This window comes from Archangium gephyra (genome assembly GCF_042230915.1).
In the GTDB taxonomy this organism is placed as follows: Bacteria; Myxococcota; Myxococcia; order Myxococcales; family Myxococcaceae; genus Archangium; species Archangium gephyra_B.
Window position 1 is genome coordinate 11,395,446 of the sequence record NZ_CP102578.1, and the last position, 22,608, is coordinate 11,418,053.

Annotated in this window: 21 protein-coding genes; 6 read left to right on the plus strand and 15 right to left on the minus strand. The window is 71.9% G+C overall.

The genetic code is table 11. The features are described from left to right. Nucleotides 1-38: 38 nt before the first annotated feature. From NR798_RS45060 to NR798_RS45070, 3 genes are all read right to left on the minus strand, one after another. Nucleotides 39-830, minus strand: coding sequence for a YecA family protein (locus NR798_RS45060; protein ID WP_375768810.1), 792 nt, complete (start codon nt 828-830; stop codon nt 39-41). Beyond that, entirely contained in the window at nt 823-1,971 is a 1,149-nt protein-coding gene (locus NR798_RS45065) for a hypothetical protein (RefSeq protein ID WP_375768811.1), read from the minus strand. Before NR798_RS45065 ends, NR798_RS45060 begins: the two co-directional genes overlap by 8 nt. 149 nt (nt 1,972-2,120) lie before the next feature. Then, nucleotides 2,121-2,660: a hypothetical protein gene (locus NR798_RS45070; protein WP_375768812.1), complete on the minus strand. Its 540-nt coding sequence runs from the start codon at nt 2,658-2,660 to the stop codon at nt 2,121-2,123. Here NR798_RS45070 and NR798_RS45075 point away from each other — a divergent pair. Further along, nucleotides 2,650-3,048, plus strand: coding sequence for a hypothetical protein (locus tag NR798_RS45075; RefSeq protein WP_375768813.1), 399 nt, complete (start codon nt 2,650-2,652; stop codon nt 3,046-3,048). The two genes, NR798_RS45070 and NR798_RS45075, sit on opposite strands and share 11 nt — an antisense overlap. 35 nt (nt 3,049-3,083) lie before the next feature. On the opposite strand, the gene NR798_RS45080 is transcribed toward NR798_RS45075, so the two are convergent. The 3 genes from NR798_RS45080 to NR798_RS45090 form a co-directional block, all read right to left on the minus strand. Continuing rightward, nucleotides 3,084-4,160 carry a chemotaxis protein CheB gene (locus NR798_RS45080; RefSeq protein WP_375768814.1) on the minus strand — a complete coding sequence of 359 codons (1,077 nt, stop codon included), beginning with the start codon at nt 4,158-4,160 and terminating at the stop codon, nt 3,084-3,086. A 115-nt stretch (nt 4,161-4,275) separates the two neighbouring features. Beyond that, nucleotides 4,276-4,887, minus strand: a complete 612-nt coding sequence (locus NR798_RS45085) for a PEGA domain-containing protein (protein ID WP_375768815.1) — start codon at nt 4,885-4,887, stop codon at nt 4,276-4,278. A gap of 27 nt (nt 4,888-4,914) precedes the next feature. After that, the gene (locus tag NR798_RS45090) at nt 4,915-6,441 is read right to left on the minus strand and encodes a GspE/PulE family protein (protein WP_375768816.1); all 1,527 of its coding nucleotides are present in this window, start codon (nt 6,439-6,441) and stop codon (nt 4,915-4,917) included. Between the two features lie 243 nt (nt 6,442-6,684). Here NR798_RS45090 and NR798_RS45095 point away from each other — a divergent pair, with 243 nt between their 5' ends. Both NR798_RS45095 and NR798_RS45100 read left to right on the plus strand, forming a co-directional pair. Then, a complete protein-coding gene (locus tag NR798_RS45095; RefSeq protein ID WP_375768817.1) occupies nt 6,685-7,542 on the plus strand; it encodes a flagellar motor protein MotB in 858 nt (285 codons plus the stop codon). Nucleotides 7,543-7,708: 166 nt separating this feature from the next. Beyond that, on the plus strand, nt 7,709-8,878 hold the full coding sequence (locus NR798_RS45100) for a cytochrome-c peroxidase (protein WP_375768818.1): 1,170 nt from the start codon (nt 7,709-7,711) through the stop codon (nt 8,876-8,878). 96 nt (nt 8,879-8,974) lie between these two features. On the opposite strand, the gene NR798_RS45105 is transcribed toward NR798_RS45100, so the two are convergent. The 9 genes from NR798_RS45105 to NR798_RS45145 form a co-directional block, all read right to left on the minus strand. After that, nucleotides 8,975-9,520, minus strand: coding sequence for an SgcJ/EcaC family oxidoreductase (locus tag NR798_RS45105; RefSeq protein WP_375768819.1), 546 nt, complete (start codon nt 9,518-9,520; stop codon nt 8,975-8,977). Between the two features lie 151 nt (nt 9,521-9,671). Further along, nucleotides 9,672-10,256, minus strand: coding sequence for a biotin transporter BioY (locus tag NR798_RS45110; protein WP_375768820.1), 585 nt, complete (start codon nt 10,254-10,256; stop codon nt 9,672-9,674). Beyond that, the gene (locus tag NR798_RS45115; RefSeq protein WP_375768821.1) at nt 10,253-10,864 is read right to left on the minus strand and encodes an energy-coupling factor transporter transmembrane component T family protein; all 612 of its coding nucleotides are present in this window, start codon (nt 10,862-10,864) and stop codon (nt 10,253-10,255) included. Before NR798_RS45115 ends, NR798_RS45110 begins: the two co-directional genes overlap by 4 nt. Continuing rightward, a complete protein-coding gene (locus NR798_RS45120) occupies nt 10,861-11,535 on the minus strand; it encodes an energy-coupling factor ABC transporter ATP-binding protein (protein WP_375768822.1) in 675 nt (224 codons plus the stop codon). Before NR798_RS45120 ends, NR798_RS45115 begins: the two co-directional genes overlap by 4 nt. A gap of 191 nt (nt 11,536-11,726) precedes the next feature. Beyond that, nucleotides 11,727-13,064, minus strand: a complete 1,338-nt coding sequence (locus tag NR798_RS45125; RefSeq protein ID WP_375768823.1) for an NAD(P)/FAD-dependent oxidoreductase — start codon at nt 13,062-13,064, stop codon at nt 11,727-11,729. Nucleotides 13,065-13,237: 173 nt separating this feature from the next. After that, nucleotides 13,238-14,632 carry a M24 family metallopeptidase gene (locus NR798_RS45130; RefSeq protein ID WP_375768824.1) on the minus strand — a complete coding sequence of 465 codons (1,395 nt, stop codon included), beginning with the start codon at nt 14,630-14,632 and terminating at the stop codon, nt 13,238-13,240. 37 nt (nt 14,633-14,669) lie between these two features. Further along, a complete protein-coding gene (locus NR798_RS45135; protein ID WP_375768825.1) occupies nt 14,670-15,971 on the minus strand; it encodes a sensor histidine kinase in 1,302 nt (433 codons plus the stop codon). A gap of 264 nt (nt 15,972-16,235) precedes the next feature. Then, nucleotides 16,236-17,987 (minus strand): kelch repeat-containing protein, encoded by a 1,752-nt coding sequence (locus tag NR798_RS45140; RefSeq protein ID WP_375768826.1) that lies wholly within the window; start codon nt 17,985-17,987, stop codon nt 16,236-16,238. A gap of 167 nt (nt 17,988-18,154) precedes the next feature. Beyond that, complete coding sequence (locus tag NR798_RS45145; protein WP_375768827.1) at nt 18,155-18,490, minus strand: DUF2171 domain-containing protein; 336 nt, start codon at nt 18,488-18,490, stop codon at nt 18,155-18,157. A 201-nt stretch (nt 18,491-18,691) separates the two neighbouring features. Between NR798_RS45145 and NR798_RS45150 the strand changes: the two genes are divergently transcribed. The 3 genes from NR798_RS45150 to NR798_RS45160 all read left to right on the plus strand — a co-directional run bounded on the left by NR798_RS45150 (nt 18,692) and on the right by NR798_RS45160 (nt 22,605). After that, nucleotides 18,692-18,889 (plus strand): hypothetical protein, encoded by a 198-nt coding sequence (locus NR798_RS45150; RefSeq protein WP_375768828.1) that lies wholly within the window; start codon nt 18,692-18,694, stop codon nt 18,887-18,889. Between the two features lie 100 nt (nt 18,890-18,989). Beyond that, entirely contained in the window at nt 18,990-21,179 is a 2,190-nt protein-coding gene (locus tag NR798_RS45155) for a PhnD/SsuA/transferrin family substrate-binding protein (RefSeq protein ID WP_375768829.1), read from the plus strand. Between the two features lie 25 nt (nt 21,180-21,204). Then, nucleotides 21,205-22,605, plus strand: coding sequence for an amidase (locus NR798_RS45160; RefSeq protein ID WP_375768830.1), 1,401 nt, complete (start codon nt 21,205-21,207; stop codon nt 22,603-22,605). The last annotated feature ends 3 nt before the right edge of the window (nt 22,606-22,608 follow it).

Sequence of the window (22,608 nt, forward strand, 5' to 3'; positions counted from 1 at the left end):
CCGCACCGGGCCCCGGTCCACGTGCCGGGGCCCCTCGGCTACCGGGGGTCCTCGCCCAGGTGGCACTTCTTGTACTTCACCCCGCTGCCGCACCAGCAGGGCTCGTTGCGCCCAGGACGCGGGAGCCGCTGCGCGGGCGGCGGCGGCAGCGTGTCGAGCACGTTCTGGAACAGCGCGCTCAACCGGTGACGCGAGCCCCGGGCCCGGGCGGCCTTGTCCCGCTGCGCCGCGTCGAGCGTGCCCCCCAGCTGCTCGATGGCGTGCTGCAGCTCGATGATGGTCTGGTTGGCGAACAGGTCCTCCGCCTCCTCGTCCACCTCATGGGCGGCGAGGGCGCGCGTGAGGGGCTCGATGGCGCGCGCGTCGCCGTAGGTGGACAGGTTCATCGCCGCCGCGACGGAGTCCTCCTGGAGCTGCGCGAGGAGCGCCACGTAGATGCGCTCATCCTTCACGCCACAGTGCGACAGCGCGGAGAGCAACCCGAAGCGCTCGTCCGCGGTGCGTGCCTGGGCCAGGGCCTCCAGCGCCGAGGGCACCACCGCGGGCCCGAATTCCTCCAAGGCATACAGGAGCGTGTCGTAGAGCACCTCGCCCGGCTCGGTGCGCATGAGGCGGCGCACCATGGGGGCGATGGCCTCGGGGGCCTTGAGTTGCGTCAGGAGCTCCGCCGCGTGGATGGGCGCATGGCCCGCCTCGTCGAGCAACACCTCCACCAGGGGCACCACCGCTTCGGGGCCACGCGCGAGGATGTCCGAGCGCAGGGACGCGGGAAGCCGCTCCGAGTGCTCCACCATCCGGCGCACCAGGGCCCGGGCGTCACCGTCAGCCATGGGGCCACCCTGCCCGGAGGAAGCGGTGGGCCTCCTCCACGAGCAGCGGATCATTCGCCGCCGCGAGCTGCTCGGGCAGGGCCGAGAGCAGCTCCCACGCCCGCTCCCACCACTCCGCCAGCTCCGAGTCGTCCACCAGCCCGAGCCGGTGCAGGTACTCGCCCCACGGGCGCAGCGCGAGCGCCGTGGCGGCATGCACGTGCGGGTGAAGGGCGCGCTCATCGCCCAGGCCGCGCACCCAGTGCTCCAGGTCGGTGAGCCCGGGCAGCAGCAGGTGCAGGGGCCGCTTCACCACCCCGCCATGCCCCATGGGCCCGGGCAGCAGGTGGAAGAGCTCGGGGTAGAGCAACTGCGTGCGCCCCCAGGGCCACCCCTGCCGCACCCGCAGCTCGGTCTCGAAGGTCATCACCAGCGCGCGCTGCTCGTCGAAGAACGCCTCCGGCGCCAGGTCGAACAGCGCGCTGCCCTCGCGGCGCACCCAGGGCCGCCGGCCGGTGCGCAGCTCCAGCCCCTGGGCCACCCAGTGGGGCACCGCCCGGTCGAAGAGCGAGAGCTGCTCGTTCAACCGCTCCAGCGACAGGCCCGGCTCCTCGCGCAGCCCCGCGTCCATGCAGGTGAGCACCGCGCGCGTCACGTAGTCCACGCGCGTCCACTCGGCGAGCGTCTCGTCCTCGCGCACCTGCGGCCAGGCCTCCAGCAGGCCCGCGCGCGCCTCGTGGAGCCGTCCCCGGTAGAGACACCACTCGGCCAGGCGCGACACCAGCGCGGCATCCCCCGTCCGCCTCGCCAGTGACACGAGCGCCCCCTTCACGTCCCGCCCCGGCAGCCGCAACGCCAGCTCCACGCGCCAGGTGCGCACCGCCGGCTCGCTCTCGTACACGCGCGGGGCCCGCTCCTTCCAGACGTCCAGCACCCCCTCGAGCTCCGCGTACCGGCCCGCCTGATTCAGGGCCTCCTCGACGTGGCTGCCCACCTCGAAGGCGTCCTCCTCGTCGAAACCCGGGTGGCCCGCCGCCTCGCGCGCCAGCACCAGCTTCTCGTCCACGGAGGCCGCATGCAGGCGCTCGTAGAAGGTCAGCGGCAGGCCCGCCTCCTCCAGTGGCTCCCTCAGTGCCTCCTCATCCGGCCGTTCGTTCCCCATACCCGGCCAGTGTAGACATGACCGGAAAAGTTGGCACGAAAATATGACCTGGAATGTCAGGTGCGCGGCGGGGCAGTGGCGGGCGGCACTGACCGCGCCCGGGCCAGAGCGGGCCGGGTGCTATGCTACCCGGCAGTCGGCAGGTGGGCTCACCCGCCCTGGACGCGAGGTCCCCAGGAACCGCCCCGATGAAAGTGCTCATCCTGATGACGGCGCTCGCCATGGCAGGCGCTGGATGCGCCCACGCGCGACCGGCCGAGGCCCGCATCCATGTCATTTCCGAAGACACGGAGGGAGTCGGTACAGCGCTCGGAAGTGGCGGCGCGGGTGGCCATGACTGTCAGAAGGAGCACGAGGAGTGCATCGACAGGTGATGGAAGAACCGCTACCCGTGGCCACACACCAAGGAGCAGGGCGGCTGGTACTACGAACGCTGCATCACGAGCTGCCGCGAGCAATTCAATCAGTGCGTCGAGGAACAGGAACAAGCGGCACGAGAGCGGGAAAAGAAGCTGAAGTTCTCCCGCATGCATGAGGCAGTTGACTGGCTCAGGAAGCACAAGGCCGAGGTCGCGCTTGGAACCGTCGGCATCGTCGCTGGCGTTGCCTTCGTCCTGACGACGGGCGGTTCTGGCGCGCTGATTCTGGCGCCTCTCGCCCTCTAATCTGGATACGGCGATGAAATACAACCCGGACTTCGATGTCGACTCCGTTCTCGACCGCCTGCGCACCGTGAACGAGAAGTACCCAGAAGGCTCGCCAGAGGACGAGGCGCTCCGCGTCGCCGCGGTGGCATTGCTCTACGTCCGTGAGACCCAGAAGCTGGGGGACTACCGCGAATTCTTTCGCGCGTTCTACACCCCTGCCATTGAGTACATCGTCGTCGCCCACACGTTCGCGACGCGCGAAGAGGCAGACGCGTGGCTTGCCAGCGGAAAGACCCGTGATGGGGAGCTCGTGCGAATCGCTGGCGAGGGCTTCCAGGTCATCCCCGAGCGAAGCGGGAAGGGGTTCAGGTTCCTTCGCACGCCCCTCCCGGAGGAACTGATGAAGAAATATCCTCCTGGCTCGGAGTAGGGGCACACGGGCTCAACCCGGGAGCCCCGGCACCCTCACCCCGGCCCTCTCCCGGAGGGCGAGGGAGGAGTGGGTCTTCCGAGCGCCGCCATCAGCATGGCCATCTCTCCCGGCGTGAGTGTCTGGCTCGCCGCGCCCATCGCTCTCGCCGCTCCCGGCATCCCGTCCACCACGCAGCTCGCCCCGTCCTGCGCCACCGTCAGCGCTCCCGTCTGGCGCAGCGTCAACAGCCCCCTCGCCCCGTCCTCCCCCATCCCCGTCAGCAACAACCCCACCGCCCTCGCGCCGTAGAAGCCCGCCACGCTCTCGAAGAGCACGTCCACCGACGGCACCGCCACGCCCCTCGAGGGCAGCGTCTGCAGCTTGCCCCCCCGCACCGCCAGATCGCTGTCCGCCGGCGACACGTACACCACGCCCGGCTCCAGCCACTCCCCTCCCCGCGCCGCCACCGTCCGGTGCCCCGTCCCCGCCAGCCACCGCGCGAAGCCCGGCTCGAACCCCCGGACGATGTGCTGCGCCACCACCACCGGAAAGGGCGCCGGCGACGGCAGCGCGCGCAACAGCTCGTACACCAGCGGCGGCGCTCCCGTGGAGCCTCCAATCGCCAGCAGCGAGCACGCCCTCGGCTCGGGCAGTGGAATGGCCACTGGGGTCAGGGGCACCGCGGACAGCGTCAACGACGGGCGCTGCGACGTCCTCCTGCGGCCCACCACCCGCGCATGCGCCATCACCCGCACCGTGCGCAGCAGCCGCTCCCGGAAGTCCTTCACCGCCTCCAGCCCCCCCGCCGTGGGCTTGGCCAGCACATCCACCGCCCCCGCCCTCAAGGACTCGAACGTCCTGTCCCGCCCCGGCGTCTCCAGCTGCCCGCTGAGCACCACGATGGGGCACGGCGCCGTGGCCATGATCTCCGTGATGGCCTCCACCCCGTCCATGCCTCCGGGCAGCACCAGGTCCATCAGCACCAGCTGGGGGTTCCACCGTTGCACCGCCACCACCGCGTCGCGGCCATTGGCCACGGGCGGCAGCAGCTCGATGTCCGGCTCCCGGCGCAGGAGCTGCTCGAGGAAGGCGACGACGGAACGCGAGTCCTCCACCAGCAACAGCTTCAACAGAGGGGCCTCCCACGGCCCGTCAGCTCCCAGGCCAGCTCACCCATAACCACGCACGCGTCCACTCCCCGGACGCGACGTGCGAGGTTACCAGGACCGCCCGGGGGCCGGGGACTCACTTCTTGCCGGAAGCCTTCCCGGAGCCCTTGCGCATCCGGGCCGTCACCTTCACCAGCGCGTCGTGCGGGCAGACGGTCCGGTGCTTCGCCTTCTCGTAGCCGCGCAGGGAGAACTCCACGAGCACCGGCGTGCCCGGCAGGCACTCGAGCCCCACCGACACCGGCGTCTGGCCCTGGTCCTTCCCGTCCACCCGGATGGTGGCACCGGACGGCTCCGACTCGACCATCAGGATGGCTCCGTCGAAGTCGGCCCGCTCCTCGCGCGTCACCGTCTCCGGTGGGGGCTCGGCCGGGGCCGGCGTGCCCGGCGGGCTCTCGGCGGGGCGCTCCACGGGCTCCGGGGAGAAGGTGGGCTGGAGCGTAATCATCCGCGGCTGGGTGGACAGCTCACCCAGGAGCAGCGGGCGGACGAAGAGCCCCACCGCCACCAGCGCGCACAGGGCCGAGGCCAGCTTCAGCCCCGCGGCCAGCCGCTCGTCCCGCGAGGCCGTACCCGCCGGGGGAGCCACGGGCGCCACCGGGCGCGCGGGCGATGCCGGGGCCGCGGCACTCCCAGCGCTCGCGTTCCCGGACGTGGCCGGCTTCGGCTGGGGTGCATTGCCACTCACGACGCCACCTCCCACGACTCACCGCGCTCAACCGACCACACGGAAGACCTCCTTCAGAGTCGTGGTTCCGGCGTTCACCTTCGCCAGGCCGGCGGAGAGCAGCGGCACCATGCCCTCGGACACCGCGATGTCGTGCGCGCGCGACGTGGGCGACTTGGTGTTGACGCACTCGCGGATGCCCGGGGTGACCTTCAGCACTTCATAGAGGGCGGCGCGGCCCAGGTAGCCGGAGCCCCCGCAGCGCTCGCAGCCCACCGGGATGTAGAAGGGGCCCGTGGTGGGCAGGCCCGCCGCCTCCAGCCGCGCCAGCTCGTCGATTTCGGCGGGAGCGGCCATGCGGCAGTGCGGGCACAGCGCGCGCACCAGGCGCTGCGAGATGCTGGCCACCGAGGCGGAGGCGAGCAGGAAGGGCTCCACCCCCATCTCGATGAGGCGGTTGAAGACACCCGCCGAGGAGCTCGCGTGCACCGTCGTGAGCAGCAGGTGGCCGCTGAGGCCGGCCTGGATGGCGGTGCGCGCCGTCTCCGCGTCGCGAATCTCGCCCACCATGATGACGTTGGGGTCCTGGCGCAGCACACTCCGCAGGCCCTGGGCGAAGGTGAAGCCCTGCTCGGCGTTCACCTGCGTCTGGGAGAAGAGCGGCACGTCGTACTCCACCGGATCCTCGATGGTGGCGATGCGCGTCAGATCCCCACGCGTCTGCTTGATGTAGCCGAGCGAGGCATACAGCGTCGTCGTCTTGCCGCTGCCGGTGGCGCCCGCCACGAAGATGATGCCCTGGGGCGCGTCCAGCAGGCGCTGGTAGGCGGCGAGCGTCTCCTGCGCGAAGCCCAACCGGGGCAGCTCCGGCAGCCGCACGGTGCTGCGGGCGATGCGCAGCGCCACGGACTCGCCGTGGTTGGTGGGCAGCAGCGACAGGCGGATGTCCGCGGGGCCCTCGGGCGTCCCGAAGGAGAAGTGGCCGTCCTGCGGCCGGTCCGAGCGGAACAGCACGACCTTGGCCAGCACCTTGAGGCGGTTGATGAGGCGCGGGTGGTGCTCGCGCGGCATCATCATCACCTCCTCGAGCACGCCGTGGACGCGGAAGGCCAGGCGCGTGCCCGTCTCCAGCGGGTGCATGTGGACGTCACTGGCGCCCACGCGCACGGCCCCATCCAACAGGGTGTCCACGAAGGCGATCATGTCCGGCTCGGGGCGCGAGATGTAGCCGCGCAGCACGCCCTGCAGCTCCACGAGCATCTCGCGCACGGCGAACGCCACGTCCGCGTCCACCACCGCGAGCGGCGAGAGCGAGAGCCGGTGCGAGAGGCCCTGGCGCGAGCGGCGGGCCCGGGCCTCCAGCGAGGAGCCCGCCACGCCCAGCGCGATGCACAGCCCCACGCAGCCCAGGAGGACCGGTGTGCCGGACAGGTCCACCAGGCGGAGCCCGAAGCGCTGCGCGGTCTCCACGTCCCGGATGGGATTCTGGTACAGCCACGCGCCAATGCTCCCCAGGAGCACCAACACGGCCAGCACCCAGGTGGCCTGGGCGGCTCTTCGGACAGGCAGACTCATTCGGAGCCCTGTACGCTAACAGGCGCCTCCTTCCTCCTCAATCAACAGACACCCGGCGTGCGGGTGGGCACGACGCCAGAGAGGAATCTTGCGAGGCGGACGGACTTCTCCGATACATAGCCGCCACGTGGGGGGGACATTCAGCAGGCCGGGTTGCGTGTCCCTCTCCTTGCTACCGAGCGTGCCGCCTTGGTCCACCGACTTCTCCCCCTTCTCTGTGCATTGCTGACGCCCGGCCTGGCCGTGGCGCAACTCCCCGACTCCCTGCCCAGCTTCGGGCTCCAGCGCCTCCAGTTCGAACCCTCCGGGCTGGGCTCGCTGGTGGTGGGCACGGGCCGGACGCTGGACCCGGGCATCGTCCGGGTGTCGATGCAGGCGCACTACGAGCTGCTGCCGCTCAACTTCGCGCGCACCTGGGACCCGAACGTCAACGTGTTCGGCCTGGTGGAGCACAAGCTCACCGGGCACCTCACCGCCGCCGTGGGCGTGCTGCCCTGGCTCCAGCTCGGCGCGCAGCTGCCCTACATCATCAGCCAGCAGGGCCAGAACTACAGGACGACCGCCCCGCCCAATGGCCAGGGCCTGGACGCGCCATGGGTGTCGGTGCGCGTGGCGCCGCTGCGGATGAAGGACGGGGCCGGGCTCAACCTCGCCGCGGAGCTCGCGGCCGCCCTGCCCGTGGGCCGGCCGGAGATTCTCGGGCGCGAGACGTACGCGGTGAACCCCAAGCTGCAGCTGGGTGTGATGGGAGAGGACTACCAGGCGGGCCTCGAGGTGGGAGCGCTGCTGCGCCCCCGCCATGACCTGTCGCCCCTGTCCGGGCGCGAGCAGGACGTGCTGGGCAACGAGCTGCGCCTGGGCGCCACCGTCACCTCGCGCGGCAAGAACAAGACCTCCACCCGGCCCGAGTTGAGCGTGCTGCTCAACATGCCCCTGCAGGGCGGCCGGCCCAGCGGCGAGCTGCTGGTGGGCGTGCGCAAGCACCTGGTGGGGGGCCTGGACTTGTACTTCCTGGGAGGCCCCGGCCTGGGCACCGCCATCGACATGCCGTCCGTGCGGCTGCTGGCGGGCGCCTCCTTCGCCACCGGCGAGGCCGACTGACGGACGCGGGGGCCCGGCGTTCTCCTACGGCATTCTCATACATTGAGAGCGCCGTGCCCTCACCCGAGGCTGATGGCTCCACGGACTATTCGAGGGTTACAGTGCTGTCCCGAGTGGGCCCGTGAAGGGTCCCGGATGCACTGGACCCGAGAAGGAAGACATGCCGATGAGCCGTCACGCCCCGCGCACCTGGATGCTGGCGAGCGCCCTGCTGGGCACCCTGGGACTGTCCTGCACGCCCCCGGAGGAGCCGTTCCCCAACCAGGATGAGCTCGAGGTCCTGCAGAGCCTGCACACCCCCTCGGCCCAGCCTCCGAAGGATCCCACCAACACGTACGGGGACAACCCGGCGGCGGCCGCGCTGGGCCTGCGGCTCTTCAACGATCCGGGCCTGTCGAGCTGCGGCACCGTGTCGTGCAAGAGCTGCCACGATGGCGAGGGCCGCTCGGTGGACACGGCGGTGGCCCAGGGCTGTGACGGCAAGCTCACCGGACGCAATCCCCCCACGGTGTTGAACGCGGCCTACAGCACCTGGTTCATGTGGGACGGGCGCGCGGACCGGCTGTGGAACCAGGCGCTGCTGCCGCTGCTCAGCCCCATCGAGATGAACTCCACCCCCGAGCTGCTGCGCGCACGGCTGGAGGCGGAGTACGCGGCGGACTACCGCGCCGTCTTCGGCAAGGACGTCACGGCCGAGGCCGATGACAACCGGCTGCTGGCCAACTTCGGCAAGGCCATTGCCGCGTACGAGCGCACCGTCACCCGCCACAACGCCCCCTTCGACCAGGACGTCCGCCGCTTCCTGGAGGCGGTGGCGGCCGGCAAGGCGGAGGAGGATCCCGCCTACCTGGGACTGAAGACCTTCGTGCGCAAGGGCCAGTGCAGCGCGTGCCACAAGGGCCCCATGCTCAGCGACGACCAGTTCCACAACATCGGCGTGAAGGACCTGAGCGACAGCCAGCGGGGCGTGGCGGTGGCGGCCACCCCGATGCTCGAGTGGACCTTCAACTCGGCGGGGCCCTACAGCGACGCGCCCGCCGGCCTCGAGTCGTCGCGGCTGCAGCGGCTGCGCAGCGACCTGCGCGAGAAGGCCTCCGAGCTGGAGGGCGCCTACAAGACGCCCACGCTGCGAAACGTGAAGCTCACGGCGCCGTACATGCACACCGGCGAGGTGAAGACGCTCGAGGACGTCATCGAGCTGTACAACCAGGGCGGCGAGCCCGCGGGCAACTACGCGGGCGTGGTCTCGGTCACCATCAAGCCGCTGGAGCTCACCGCCGAGGAGAAGAAGGCGCTGCTCAAGCTGCTCGAGTCCATGACGGGCGCGGCGAAGTAGCCCCCCGCCGGGCGCGACCGCGAGCAACTGGTCCGACTGTTGGACCAGTTGGTGAACGGCGCGCCCGGAAGGCGGGCGGCAGCGGACGCCGAGGGCTCAGCGGCCGGTGGGCGCGGGGGCCGGCTGCGCGGGCGCGGCCGGGGCCGGCTTCACGTCCGTGTTCTGGCCCGCGACGATGGACCACTTGCCGCCCGTCTGCTTCAGCACGTAGCGCATGCGGGTGCGCAGCACGCCCGGCTCGGTGGCCTGCACTCCCGGAGGCAGCCCCGTGTACCCCGTCACCACGTGCTCGGTGTCCACCACCGCCACCCCGGGCGTGACGAAGACGATCTTCCGCACCGTCACCTCCGACTTGCTGTCCTTGAAGAGGCTGGCGAAGACCGCGGCGTGCCGCTTCTGAATCTCCTCGCGGCCACTGAAGACCGTCCCCACGATGTTGATGAACTCGGCCTCCGGCGCGAAGTCCTTGCTCCACGCCGCCGCGTCGTGACGGTTCCAGGCCTCGGTCTGCTCGGCCACCAGCTTGCGCAGGCTCGCCTCGTCGCGGGCCTGGCCCCGGGCCGCCTGCGCCTGGACGGAGGAAGCAAGACAGAACGACAGGACCACGGCCAGGACGGCCGAGCTTCGCGTGATGGTGTTCATGAAGAGTTCCCCTGGAATGGAATGAGCGTGCCCAGGACGAGCGCACCGCGGGCACGTTAGCAGCGCCGCTCTCGCGCGCGGGACGTGGAACTCACCGCTGCATGGCATTGGCTTGTCTTCCCGGACCGGCACGCTTTCCCGCTGGCGCCGCTCAGGTCGAGGACGGAGGCGGCGCCGTGGGGAGGGCGGAGCGAGGCGGCTGGATGAGGGGCCAGGCGCGCTTGAGGGTGACGGCGGCGGAGGCGGCGATGGCGGCCTTCACGCAGTCCCCGGGCACGAAGACGAGCGAGCCCAGCGCGGCCTTCGCCAGCGGCAGCTTCGCGGCCACGGCGAGCCAGGGGATGCCCACGGCATAGAGGACGCAGATGCCGCCGAGCACGTTGATGAGGAAGGCGAGCGGCACGGACAGCCGCGTCCAGGCGCGCTCGGTGAGCCAGCCGATGAGGAAGGCCGCGGGCAGGAAGCCCACGAAGAAGCCTCCGGTGGGCCCCACGTACACGGCGAGCCCGCCGTTGCCCCCGGCGAGCAGGGGCAGCCCCGCGGCCACGAGCACGTGGAAGAGCAGCAGGGACAGCAAGGCCTTGCGCGCCCCGAGGATGGAGCCGGCGAGCATCACCCCGAGCGTCTGCGCGGTGATGGGCACGGGGATGAAGGGCAGCGCGAGGGGCGGCAGCAGCCCGAGCACGGCCATCAGGGCGGCGAACAGGGCGACGTGGACGAGATCTCGGGTCTTCACGAGGGTTCCTCGGGGTCGAAGCAGCGCGCGTCGATAGCGTCGGCGAGCGTGTCGGCGGTGCGGAGCGTCTTCACCAGCAGCGGGACGAGCACGGCGAGCGGATTCCGGTCGAGCCCGCGCACGCGCTGGGCCTCCTGGATTTCCCGCAGCCACGTGGCCAGCAGGGGGATGAAGCGCAGGGTGAGGGAGAGCAGCAGGCCCAGCCGCGCGGGGTGGAGCCCGAAGCGCGCGAGGGGACGCAGGGCGCGCTCCAGCGTGTCGAGCATGTCCGAGGCCCGCGTCGTCAGCGAGACGAGCGTGGCGAGCAGCAGCAGGACGGCGAGCCGCAGCACGGCCACCAGCGCGGGCTCCCAGCCGGACACCAGCGTATGCAGGGCGAACAGCGGGACGAGCACGAAGGCGGAGAGGCGGAGGACGGGCGCCACCTCGCGCGGGCGCAGGCGCGCGAGCGCGTAGAGGCCGAGCGTGGCCCCGAGCGCGCAGGAGAGCACGGGCAGCGAGGAGAAGAGCAGCAGCCCCGTGCCGGTGGCGAGCAGCCCCAGCATCTTGGCGCCCGCGGGGACGGCGTGCACGGGCGAGTCGCGGTGGAGGTAGAGGCCGAGGCTCACGCCATCCTCCGGACGTAGGCGTCGAGGGCGACGGAGGGGACGTCATCGACGACGACACGGCCCGCCTCGAAGACGAGCACGCGGTCGAAGTCGCGCAGCAGATCCAGGTCGTGCGAGACGACGATGGCCGTCTGGGGCAGCTCGTGGATGGCCTGGGCCAGGCGGCGCTTGTTGCGCAGATCCAACAGCGTGGTGGGCTCGTCGAAGACGATGTAGCGCGGCTCCATGACGAGCACGGAGGAGAGCGCGAGCAGCTGCTTCTGCCCGCCGCTGAGCAGGTGGGCCGGGTGGTGGCGGAAGTCCTCCAGGCCATAGCGGCGCAGCACGGCGGTGACGCGCGCGGAGATGTCGGCCGGCGGGAGCTTGAGGTTCTTCAGCCCGAAGGCGAGGTCCTCCTCCACGGTGGGCAGGACGATCTGATGGTCCGGGTTCTGGAAGACGAAGCCCACCTTGCGGCGGATGGCGCGGGCGTCCTTCCGGGTGTCGAGCCCCTCCACCAGCACCTGGCCGCGCTCGGGCACGAGCAGCCCATTGAGCAGGCGCGCGAAGGTGCTCTTCCCGGAGCCATTGCCGCCCACCACGGCGATCCGGCGCTCGGTGAGGGTGAGCTCGAGCCCCTCGAGGACGGGGCGCTCACCGAAGTGATGGCTGACGGCATGGAGTCGAATCATTCGCGGCCGCTACGGGCGGGCGAATGTAGCGCCTTTCGGGCTCCGTGCATGTCTCCTCTCCCCCTCGGAGAGGGCCGGGGTGAGGGTGTTCCGTCCTCTGCGTGCGGATACGTCACACGCAGAGAGACCTGGGGCCACCCTGTAATCCCTCACCCCGGCCCTCTCCCAGAGGGAGAGGGAGCAGCACACCCTCAGTGCGCCAGACCGGCACCGGACTCCTCGACACGCTCCTCGGAGACGCCCGGCAGGCGCTCGGGCTCGATGCGCGGGAGCCGGTTCGCGTGCAGGCCCGTGATGAGGCGCACGTCCCTCCGCTTGGTGAGGTACGTGTAGGCCCAGTCGAGCATCACCGCCACCTTGTTGCGGAAGCCCACCAGGAAGGTGATGTGGATGCCGAGCCACATCCCCCAGGCGAGCCTTCCGCTCACACGCACCTTGTCATAGAGCATGCCAATGGCCGAGCCGCGGCCGATGACGGCGAAGGAGCCCTTGTCGTGGTAGCGGAACGGCTCCAGCAGGCGGCCGGCGAGCCGGTGGCGGATGTTCTTCGCCACGTACCGGCCCATCTGCATGGCCGCCGGGGCGATGCCCGGCACCGGCTTGCCGTCCTGCACCAGCGAGGCGAGGTCTCCAATGACGAAGACGTCCTCGTGGCCGGGGACGTTCAAGGTGGGCGTCACCTTCACCCGGCCCGCCTTGTCGAGCGGCACGCCGAGCGTGCGGGCCACGGGGGAAGCGGCCACTCCGGCGCCCCAGAGCACCGTGCGCGCCTGGATGCGGGTGTCGCCCACGGTGACGCCCCGGTCGTCCACGCCGGTCACCATCGCGCCGGTGCGCACCTCCACGCCGAGCTTCTCCAAATCCTCGCGCGCCTTCGCCGACAGCTCCTCGGGATAGGTATTGAGCACCCGGGGGAGGCCCTCGAGCAGGAGGACGCGGGCCTGCGAGGTGTCGACGCGGCGGTAGTCCCGGGGCAGCGAGTACCGGGTCATGTACGCGAGCGCCCCGGCCATCTCCACGCCGGTGGGCCCCGCGCCGATGATGACGAAGGTGAGCCACTCGCGCTGGCGCTCGGGGTCGGGCTCGCGCTCGGCGGCCTCGAGGGCCAGCAGCACCCGCTCGCGGATGTCCCTCGCATCGTCGATCGTCTTGAGCCCGGGGGCGAACTCGGCCCACTCCGGGTGGCCGAAGTACGAGTGCGTGGCGCCCATGGCGAGCACCAGCGTGTCGTAGGGAATCTCCCCGCCATCGGAGATGACCACCTTGCGCGCGAGATCGACAGATTGGACCTCGGCGAGCAGCACGGTGGTGTTGCGGCCGCGCAACACCTGGCGGATGGGCGCGGAGATGTCACCCGGGCTGAGCACGGCGGTGGCCACCTGGTAGAGCAGCGGCTGGAACAGGTGGTGGTTGTAGCGGTCGAGCACCGTCACATCCACGGGGGCACGCTTGAGGCCAAGCGCGGCCTGGAGCCCGCCAAAGCCTCCTCCCACGATGACCACGTGATGCCTTGCCAGGTGGGTTTCCATGGCGGAAAAGGTGAGGAGCCCTGGGGAAGACGGCCACCGTCCTGGGGGACTGGTCCGCCCGCTGGAGGCGGCCGCCTGCTCGCTCGCCAACAGGGCCAGGAGCCAGGCCCGTGCAGGGCAGCCCGCCCTCACGGCATCCTCTTCCCGTCCTCATCACCCGCGGGCCGGAAGGACTACCGCACCAGGTGGAACGCCGTCTGCCGCTGGAAGGCCCAGCGCACCTTGCCGCTCGCGTCGATGACGACGTCCTCCTCCTGCGCCGAGCGCACCTTCTGCCCGCCCCACTCCGCCACCGGGCTCGTCGCCTGCAGCTCGATGGAGAACCACTGGTTGGCAATCACCTTGTGGTCGCCGTTGCCCGGCACGCCCTCCTGCCGGTCCCACAGGCCGATCATCGGCCCCGCCCCGTGTCCGTTCAGCCCGATGGGGTGCGAGTACACCGTCCCGTCGATCCCCTCGGCCTTCATCCGCTCCCGCGAGGCCTTGAGAATCTCGTTGCCCGAGCGCCCCGGCCGCAGCTCCTCGAAGACGATGTCCTGCAAGCGGTTGGAGCGCGCCAGCGCCGCCTTCAGCCCCGCGGGCACGTCCGTCTCGCCCTCGCGCAGCACGTAGCCCATGTGCTGCGTGTCCGTGTTCAACCGCAGCGCCGTCACCCCGAAGTCGCAGTGCAGCACGTCCCCCCGCTCGATGACGGGGTCCTCGCCCACGTCCGCCTCCGTCTTCCCCTGCCGCTGCACGCTCACCGACGGCTGGAACCATGTCCCCAGCCCCAGGTCGTTCACCCGCTGGCGCATCCACCACACCACGTCACTGGTGCGCGTCTTGCCCGGCGTAATCACCTGGCTGGAGAACCCCGTCTCGATGATGTTCCACGCGAGCTTCGTCAAGTCCTCGTAGAAGCGCTCCTCGTCCGCGCCGCGCCAGGCGATGACGTCCACCGGCAGGCCCCCGGACGGCTTGAGCCGGGCCGTCCACTCGGGCCCGAGCGCCTCCGTCATCCCCTCGTACTCGCCATGCGTCAGCCCGTCCGCGAAGGCGAACGTGCGCGACACGTTGATGCCGATGACCTTCGGCTGGCGCTCCTCCAGCACCGCCTTCAGCACCTTCCACTGGTCCGGGCCCCACAGCTCGGCCTGCCGGGTGACGCCGCCTCCGTCCACCTGCATCTGCGCCCGCCGCGCCTCGTACACGCCGCCCTGCGTGCCTCCGCCCAGCGCGAGCCGCTCCACGCCCTTCTCCGGGCCCCGGTCGTGAAACACGTAGATGGTGCGCCGCCGCGCCGCGAACGTGGTGGGCGCCACCAGCGCCGGAAACACGGGGTCCTCGTTGTACTCGCGCATCGGCACCACCCACATCTCGATGCCGTACTGGCGCATCAGCGCGGGCAGGGCCTTGTCCATGCGCTCGCGCAGCCAGGCCTGCTGCCGCGTGGCCTGCTCGCGCAGCGTGCCGAAGGGGCGCTCGGGCCCGGAGGAGGCCTGGGGCGCGCGGGAGGCCGGAGCGGTGGTGGCACAGGCGGACGTGAAGAGGAACAGGGGGACGAGGAGACGACTCCAGGTGTTCTTCATGGCGGCGCAGCATCGCACGGACGGGCTCCGCCGGGGCTCAGGACGCGGCCTTGACGGAGCCCCCCACCGGGAACTCCAGGCGCAGGCGCGCGCCCCCCTCCGCCCGGTTCTCGGCCACCAGGGTGCCCCCGGACTGCTCCACCAGCTCCCGCGACAGGGCCAGCCCCAGCCCCGTCCCCTTCTCCGGGCCCTTCGTCGTGAAGAAGGTCTCGAAGAGCCGGGGCAGCACGTGCGGAGGAAAGCCCGGCCCGTTGTCCTCCACCCGCAGGACGACGCGTGAGCCCTCGCACCCGCCGATGATGCGCACCTCGGAGCCCGCGCGGCCTCGCGCCTCCAGCGCATCCCCCGCGTTCACCAGCAGGTTGAGCAGCACCTGCGCCAGCCTCCGGCGGACGGCGAGCACCGGGGGCAGGTCCTCCGGGATGTCCACCGCCAGCCGCGCCACGTGCTGGAGCCGCAGCCGGGCAATCCGGACCGCGTCGCTCACCACGTCCGCCAGCGCGCACTCGGTGGGCTCCTCGGCGTCCATGCGCGAGAAACCCTTCAGGTCTCCGATGATCTGCCGCACACGCTCGACGCCGATGCGCGTCTCGCGGAACACCTCCGCCAGCTCCTCCCGCGAGGCCAGTTGCTCCGACAGCACCTCGCGCTCCAGGAAGTCGAGGTTGGCGCCGATGAAGGCCACCGGGTTGTTGATTTCATGCATCACCCCCGCCGCGAGCTGGCCGATGGTGGCCAGCTTCTCGGAGTGGGCCCGGCGGTGCTCGCTGATGGCGAGCGTCTCGAGGGCCTCGCGGCGCGCTCGCTCCAGCCGGCCCTCGTTCTCCGCCCGCTGGGCCTTGCGGAACTCGCTGGCCCCGTACGCGCCGACGAGCGTCAACGTCACCACCATGCCGGCCCACAGCAGGGCCTGGGACAGCGGGCGGCCCGCCCCCCACAGCAGGCCCGCGGCGCCCGCGGCACACAGCGCCCCCGAGAGCGCGACCGAGAGCGAGTCCTGCGGATAGAGCAGGCACAGGACGAGCGGCAGGCAGGGAAAGAGGTGGAAGTACACGCTGTCACCGCCCCCCGTCACGAGCACCAGGGCGATGAAGCAGAGGCTGCCGGCCGTGCTCTGGAAGGCGGTGTGCAGGCGCATCGACGGCGGGGAGTGCTCGTCCATGCGCAATGCGGAGAGGGCCACGGACAGGGCCCACACGAGGCGGACGACGAACGTCCAGACGCCAGGCCCCACGGCGAGGACATCCAACATGTATTGGGACAGGAGCGCTGGAGCCAGCACGAGCAGCATCTTCCGGCGGGGGCCCCACCGGGGCCCGGCCTGCTCGGTGATGCGCATGGGTGGCTCCTCGCGAGGGGGCAACACCCCCATGGTAGCCGGTTCCCACCTCACGGGCCGCGTGTCAGGAAACCGGGGGCACCGGCATCCGCTCCCTCAGCGACCGTCCGGTGGGGTCCTACACGCACCGATGGACTTCGCTGGTTCGAATCCAGCCCTCCCCACTCGGTGGGGAGGTGGCCGAGTGGCTCAAGGCACCAGGCTCAACCCTGGCAGTCAACCACATCCACGGCCCCACCACTCGGGCGCATCTTTTCCCTCACCTCACCGCGTGGTGAAGACGAGATCGTCCACGTCGTCGAACACGCCGCCGGGGCAGGGCTCGGCGCTGCCGGCGAAGCGGAACACTCCCCGCACCGCCTGCAACCGGCCCACCGGCAGCACGTACGTGGCCGACAACACCTGCGCCCCGGCCCGGCCCGGCGTGAGCGTCCCCAGGTACGTCCACGCCGGGTTGCGCGCGTCCGCCGCGTAGTACACGTCCAGCCGGTTCGCCTCCGGCTCCGCGTGCGCCCACACCGTGGCCTCCACCCGCACCGTCTTCCCCGACGCCAGGGGCCCGCCCTCCACCGTCACCACCCGCAGCGCGTCGAGCGCCTCGTCACGCTCGCGCGAGCCCCCCGCGCCGTCCTCGCACGAGTCCCACAGCGCGTTGGGCAGGTGCGGCTCCGGGCCGAGCTGGCCACGCCCCACCAGCAGCGTGCCCGAGTTGCACTCCGCCCCGGCCTCACCGCACCGGGGCGCCCGCAACTCCGCGTCGTACTCGGCCCGCTCCACGCCGCAGCCGTCCGCGACACACGGCGGCTCCGCCGCGCACGGGCCGCACTCCAGCGTCCCACCGCACCCGTCCGGCACCACGCCGCACGCCGCCTCGCACGTCAGCGGCATGCACACGCCCGGGTCATACCGCTCGCTCGTGGCCAGCGTGCCCTCCAGCTCGTTGGAGCCGCCCACCACCAGCACCGCGCCGTCCTCCAGCCGCACCAGCCCCGCGCCGCGCCGCGCCGACAGCAACGCCGGCTCCGCGCTCCACGTGTTCGCCGCCGGGTCATAGCTCTCCACCGACGCGAGCGCGCCCGACATCACGTGGAAGCCGCCCACCACCAGCACCCGCCCCTCGTGCGTCACCAGCGCCCCGTGCGCCTCGCGCGGCGTTCCCGGTGCCGCCGCCTCCGTCCACGCGGCGCACTCCCGGCCGTACGCCTCGTCACACGCGGGGTCGTACAGCTCCGCCGTGGCCGCCGCGCGCGACGTCGTGCCACCCACCACCAGCACCCGCCCGTCCGGCAGCAGCGTCACCGTGTGTCCCGAGCGGTGCGTGCCCACCACGCCGCCCACCTGGCCCGTCTTCCTCCACTGGCCACTGGCGGGGTCGTACAGCTCCGCCTGCAGCCCGCTCACGAAGAGCACCTGGCCGTTGCCCAGCACCACGCCCGTCCGCGCCCCCGAGCGCGCCGCCGACGGCGCTCCCATGCGCGTCCACCGGCCCGTCGCCGGATCGAACAGCTCCGCCGAGCGCACCGGGTGCCGGTCCACGTCGAAGCCGCCCGCCACCAGCACGCGCCCGTCCGCCAGCACCACCGCCGCCGGATCGTTCCGCGCCTCGCTCATGTCCTGCACCGCCGTCCACCGGCCAGTGCCCGGCTCGTACACCTCCGCGCTCGCCAGCGCGCCAAAGGACGCGGAGAACGTGCCACCCACCACCAGCACGCGCCCGTCCGACAGCCGCACCGCCGCGTGGTTGCGCCGCGCCGTGCGCATCGCTCCCGTGGCGCGCCACTCGCCCGTCTCCGGCTCGAACACCTCGCTGCTCAGCAGCGTGCGGCTGCCATCGTGCCCACCGGCCGCCAACACCCGTCCGTCCGCCAGCGCCACCAGCGGCAGCAGCTTGCGCGGCGTGCCCAGCTCCCGGGCCACCAGCTCCTGCGACAGCGCGTCCGCCGGAGGCGCCGAGCTGCAGGAGAACACCATCGTGAAGAGCGCCAGCATGGCGCAGGACGTCGAAACCCTTTTCATGACCCTTCCCACTCCGTTCCGAAGAGGGACGGGTCTACACGCCGGGTCTGACATCTCCCGGTTCGAATTCCCCCGTTATTCCAAGGGGTTATCGTCCGCTGTGTGACAGACCTGTCAGGTTGTGCGCGGCTCGTGCCGCACGCCGTCATGGGCCTGTCATGGCCCCGTCATGCGCCGGGGTGGGACAGCCCTTCCACGTCCTCCACGTTCACCGGCTCCGCGTCCATGCCGTTGTGGTGGCGCGGCGGCAGGGCCCCGCCCTCGTCGTCCTCCAGCTTCAACAGGTGCGGGGTGCGCTCCAGGTACAGCTCGCCGTCGCGCGCGTAGCGCACGTCCGCGTATTCCACGAGGAACTCCTCGCGCGACAACAGGCGCGGCTCCAGCTCGAAGTGCGTCTCCCCCACCGCGCGCACCCGGCCCACCCTGCGCCCGTCCATGTCGCGCACCACCATGCCCTCGCGTACGTCGTCCTGCACCACCATGGCGTCCTCCTCGGCGAGCACCCGGGCCCTCCCGCCCCGCGGCACATCCCTTCTGAGTGGGGAACACCCGGGGCCGCGGCAACCGCTGACGGCTGGAAGGAAGGGCGGCCCTGGAGCCAGGGGGTGGCTCCTCTCCCCGGCACACGTGCGGAAGCCCCGGGCCGCCGGGGCTCGCGGAGCGCGCGTGCCTAACGTTCCCCCAAGAGAGAGGAGGAGGCCGCCATGCTCCTGGAAATGTCCGCCGTCGAGGCCCGCGAGCTCAAGGAAGTCCTCGACTCGACCCTGCGCAAGCTGCTCGATGAGATCGCTCACGCCGACCACCGCGCCTACCGCGAGATGCTGCAAGCGCGTTACAGCCGGCTCGAACAGCTGAACCACCGGCTCGGTACGTCCGTCGAGAGCGACCAAGTCTACGCCTGAGCCGCGGCGCGTGCGCCGGGCCCTCGGGCCCTCCTTGGGCCTTGAATGGCCCCGCCCGAAACGTGCGCACGTCCGGGACGTCCTGCATGCTTGGGAGCACGTGACGATCCCGGCCGCCCCCATCCGCTTCCTCCTCTCCCCGTCGTTGGGAGAGGTGAAGGAGCACGTCCGCGCCGAGCTCTTCAGCCGGGCCCTCACCCAGCGGCTGGGCCGCCCGGTGGTGGTGGAGCTCGCGCCCTCGTACGAGGCGCTGGAGCGGGAGCTGTCGGAGGGCCGGGTGGACCTGGCGTGGGCCACGGCCGAGCAGTGCACCGCCTTCGAGCCGAGCGCGCGCGCGGTGCTGCGCGCCGTGCGCTCCGGGCTCTGGTACTACCACGCGGCCCTGGTGTGCCGGGCGGACGCGCCGCTCACCCTGGAGAGGTTGAAGGGCACGCGCGCCGCGTGGGTGGCCCCGCGCTCCACCGGCGGCCACCTGATGGCGGTGCGCCACCTGCTGGCCCGGGGGATGAACCCGGCGGACACCTTCTCCGAGCAGCGCTTCCACGGCACCTACCGCAAGGCCCTGCTGGCGGTGCTGGCGGGCGAGGCGGACGTGGCCGCCATCTACTCGAGCCACCCGGAGGAGAACACGGTGCGGGCCTACCTGGCCGAGCACGTGGGCGCCAACGAGCGCAAGCTCATCCCGTTCGAGTTCACCGAGCCCACGCTCGCCGATGGGCTCATCTTCACCACGCGGATGGCGGAGGCGGACGTGGCCGCGCTGGTCTCCGTGCTCACCACGCTGGCGGGCGGGGGCTCGGGGCTGGAGCCGCTGCTGGGCCTCTTCGACAGCGAGGGCTTCGTCCTCTCGTCCGCGCCCCGGCCGCCCGCTCTCCGGACGGCCCGGCGGGCGGAGTACCTGGCGGTGGACCTGGACGCGCGGGAGCGGTGCATGCGGCTGTGGACGCCCACGGGCACGGCGTTCGGGCGGGACGTGCGCCAGGCGGAGGGGCGGCCGCTGGAAGAGGTGCTGGGGGCGGAGGCGGGGGACGCGCTGGTGGCGCTCGCGCGCGCGGCGCGGCACAGCGGCGTGGGGGGCCGGGTGGAGTACCGCCTGGAGGTGGAGGGCGAGACGCGCTGGTACGCGGCCCAGGCCACGGTGCGCGGGCCGGTCACGGACGCGGCGGGCCCCCTCACGGCGCTGCTGGTGCGGGACGTGACGGAGCTGCGCGCGCTGGAGGAGGAGCTGTACCGGCTGGCCTCCTTCCCGCTGCTGCACCCGGAGCCGATGCTGGAGCTGGGCCCGGGCGGCGAGCTGCACTACGCCAACCCGGCGGCGCACACGGCGTTTCCGGACCTGATGGTGCGCGGGGCGAGGCACCCGCTGGTGGCGGCGGCGCAGTCCTGGGCGCGGCGCGGCGCGGCGGTGGGCGAGTCGCCCCCCATCGTGCAGCTGGGTGGCCGGCACTGGGAGCTGTCGGTGTCTCCGCTGGTGGACCCGGAGGGCCTGCGCGTCTTCGCCAACAACGTGACGGCGCGCAAGCAGATGGAGGCGCAGCTCTTCAAGGCGGACCGCATGGCGGCGCTGGGCTCGCTGGCGGCGGCGGTGGGCCACGAGATGAACAACCCGCTGGCCTACATGGTGGCCAACCTCGGCTTCGCGCGCGAGGAGCTGGCGCGGCTGAAGGCGGCGCTGAGCGAGGAGGGCCACGCGCTGGCCGGGGACGTGGACGACATGCTGGAGGCGCTGACCGAGGCGACGGACGGCGCGGACCGGCTCAAGGACACGGTGCAGGACCTGAGGCTGCTGTCGCGCGCGCCGCCGGAGCACCGGGAGACGGTGGAGGTGTTGCCGGTGCTGGAGCACGCGCTGAGCCTGGTGCGGGGCGAGCTGCGCCACCGGGCGAGGCTGGAGAAGGACTTCCGGCCGGTGCCGCCGGTGGAGGGCGACGAGGCGCGGCTGGGGCAGGTGTTCGTGAAGCTGCTGCTCAACGCGGTGCAGGCGATGAGCGAGCTGGACGCGACGCGCAACGTGCTGCGGGTGGCGGCATACACGGGGCCTGGGGGCGAGGTGGTGGTGGAGGTGCAGGACACGGGCATGGGCATGGCGCCGGAGGTGCTGGCGCGCCTCTTCGAGCCCTTCTTCACCACGCGTCCGGCGAGCGCCGGCCTGGGGCTGTCGGTGAGTCACGCCATCGTGACGAGCCTGGGCGGCACGCTGCGCGCGGAGAGCCGCGAGGGCGTGGGCACCATCCTCACCGTCATCCTCCCCGCCGCCCTTCCCTCTCACAGAGGGAAGGGAACGGAGTGAGGGCTCATGAGGGTGGAGGTGTCCGATGACGGACCTGGCACCCCTGGCCCACCTCGATGGCGTGGCGCAGGCGGAGCTGTGTGCACGGGGAGAAGTCTCGCCGGACGAGCTGTTCGACGCGTGCATGGCGCGCATCGACGCGTTGAATCCGCTGTTGCGCGCGGTCGTCACGGTGGCTCGCGAGCCGCCCGGTCCCGCGAAGTCCGGGCCCTTCTCCGGGGTGCCCTTCCTGGTGAAGGACTCCACGCCGTGGCCGGGCCTTCGTTGGTCCATGGGCTCCCGGCTGTTCGCGGCCAACGCCGCCCAACGGCAGACACCGTACGGCAGGCGGCTCGAGGAGTCGGGCTTGGTGTGCGCCGGAAAGAGCGCGATGGCGGAGTTCGGGCTGCTCTTCAGCACCGAGACGTTGCTCGAGGGGGTGACACACAACCCGTGGGACCTCGCCCGCTCGGCCACGGGCTCGTCCGGCGGCAGCGCGGTGGCCGTTGCCGCGGGGCTCGTGCCGCTCGCGCACGCCAACGACGGCGGCGGCTCGCTCCGAGTCCCCGCGTCGGCGTGCGGTCTCTTCGGCTTCAAGCCGAGCCGCGGCCGCACGGTGCCGGCGGGCTTCGGCGGCTCGGACTTCGGCGACATGACGAGCGACCACTGCATCAGCCGCTCGGTGCGCGACAGCGCGCTGTTCCTCTCCCTCACCGAGGACCGCTCGGGTGGTGCGCCCGTCGGCTTCGTGCGGGAGCCGCTCGCCCGCAAGCTGCGCATCGCGGCGTGGACGCGCACGCCACAGGGGACGGAGCCGGAGCCCGCGGTGCGCCGCGCCTACGACGAGGCACTGGCACTGCTCACTGGGCTCGGTCACCTCGTGGTGCCGATCGAGCCCCCCAGCTTCGACAGTCCCGCGCTCGGCGATGCGTTCTTGCTCGTCGCGGGAGCGGCCGTGGCGGGCATCGTCGAGAGCGTCGATCAAACGCGAGACCTGCCCGTGCAACGCGACGAGCTCGAGCCGTACACCTGGGCCCTGGCGGACACCTTCCTCGCGCGCGGGGACGACGCACTGCCGCGAGCACGTGCCACCTTCGCGCGGGCCGTGCACGCCTATCAGGAGGCGACCCGGGGGTACGACGTGGTGCTCACGCCGACGCTCGCCACCGGGCCGTGGCGCCTCGGGCACCTCTCACCGGTTCTCCCCCGGGAGGAGCTGGCCCGCCGCACGGCGCACGCCATCGGGTACACGCCCCTCCAGAACATCGCGGGGTGCCCGGCCATGTCCGTCCCCCTGCACTTCCCGGAGGACGGTCCACCCATCGGCACCCACCTCGCCGCGGCCCCCGGCGCGGACGCGCTGCTGTTCGGCCTCGCGTACCAGCTCGAACAGGCGCGCCCGTGGAAGGACCGCTGGCCGCCCTACTCGATTCCCGCGCTCTTCTGAGGG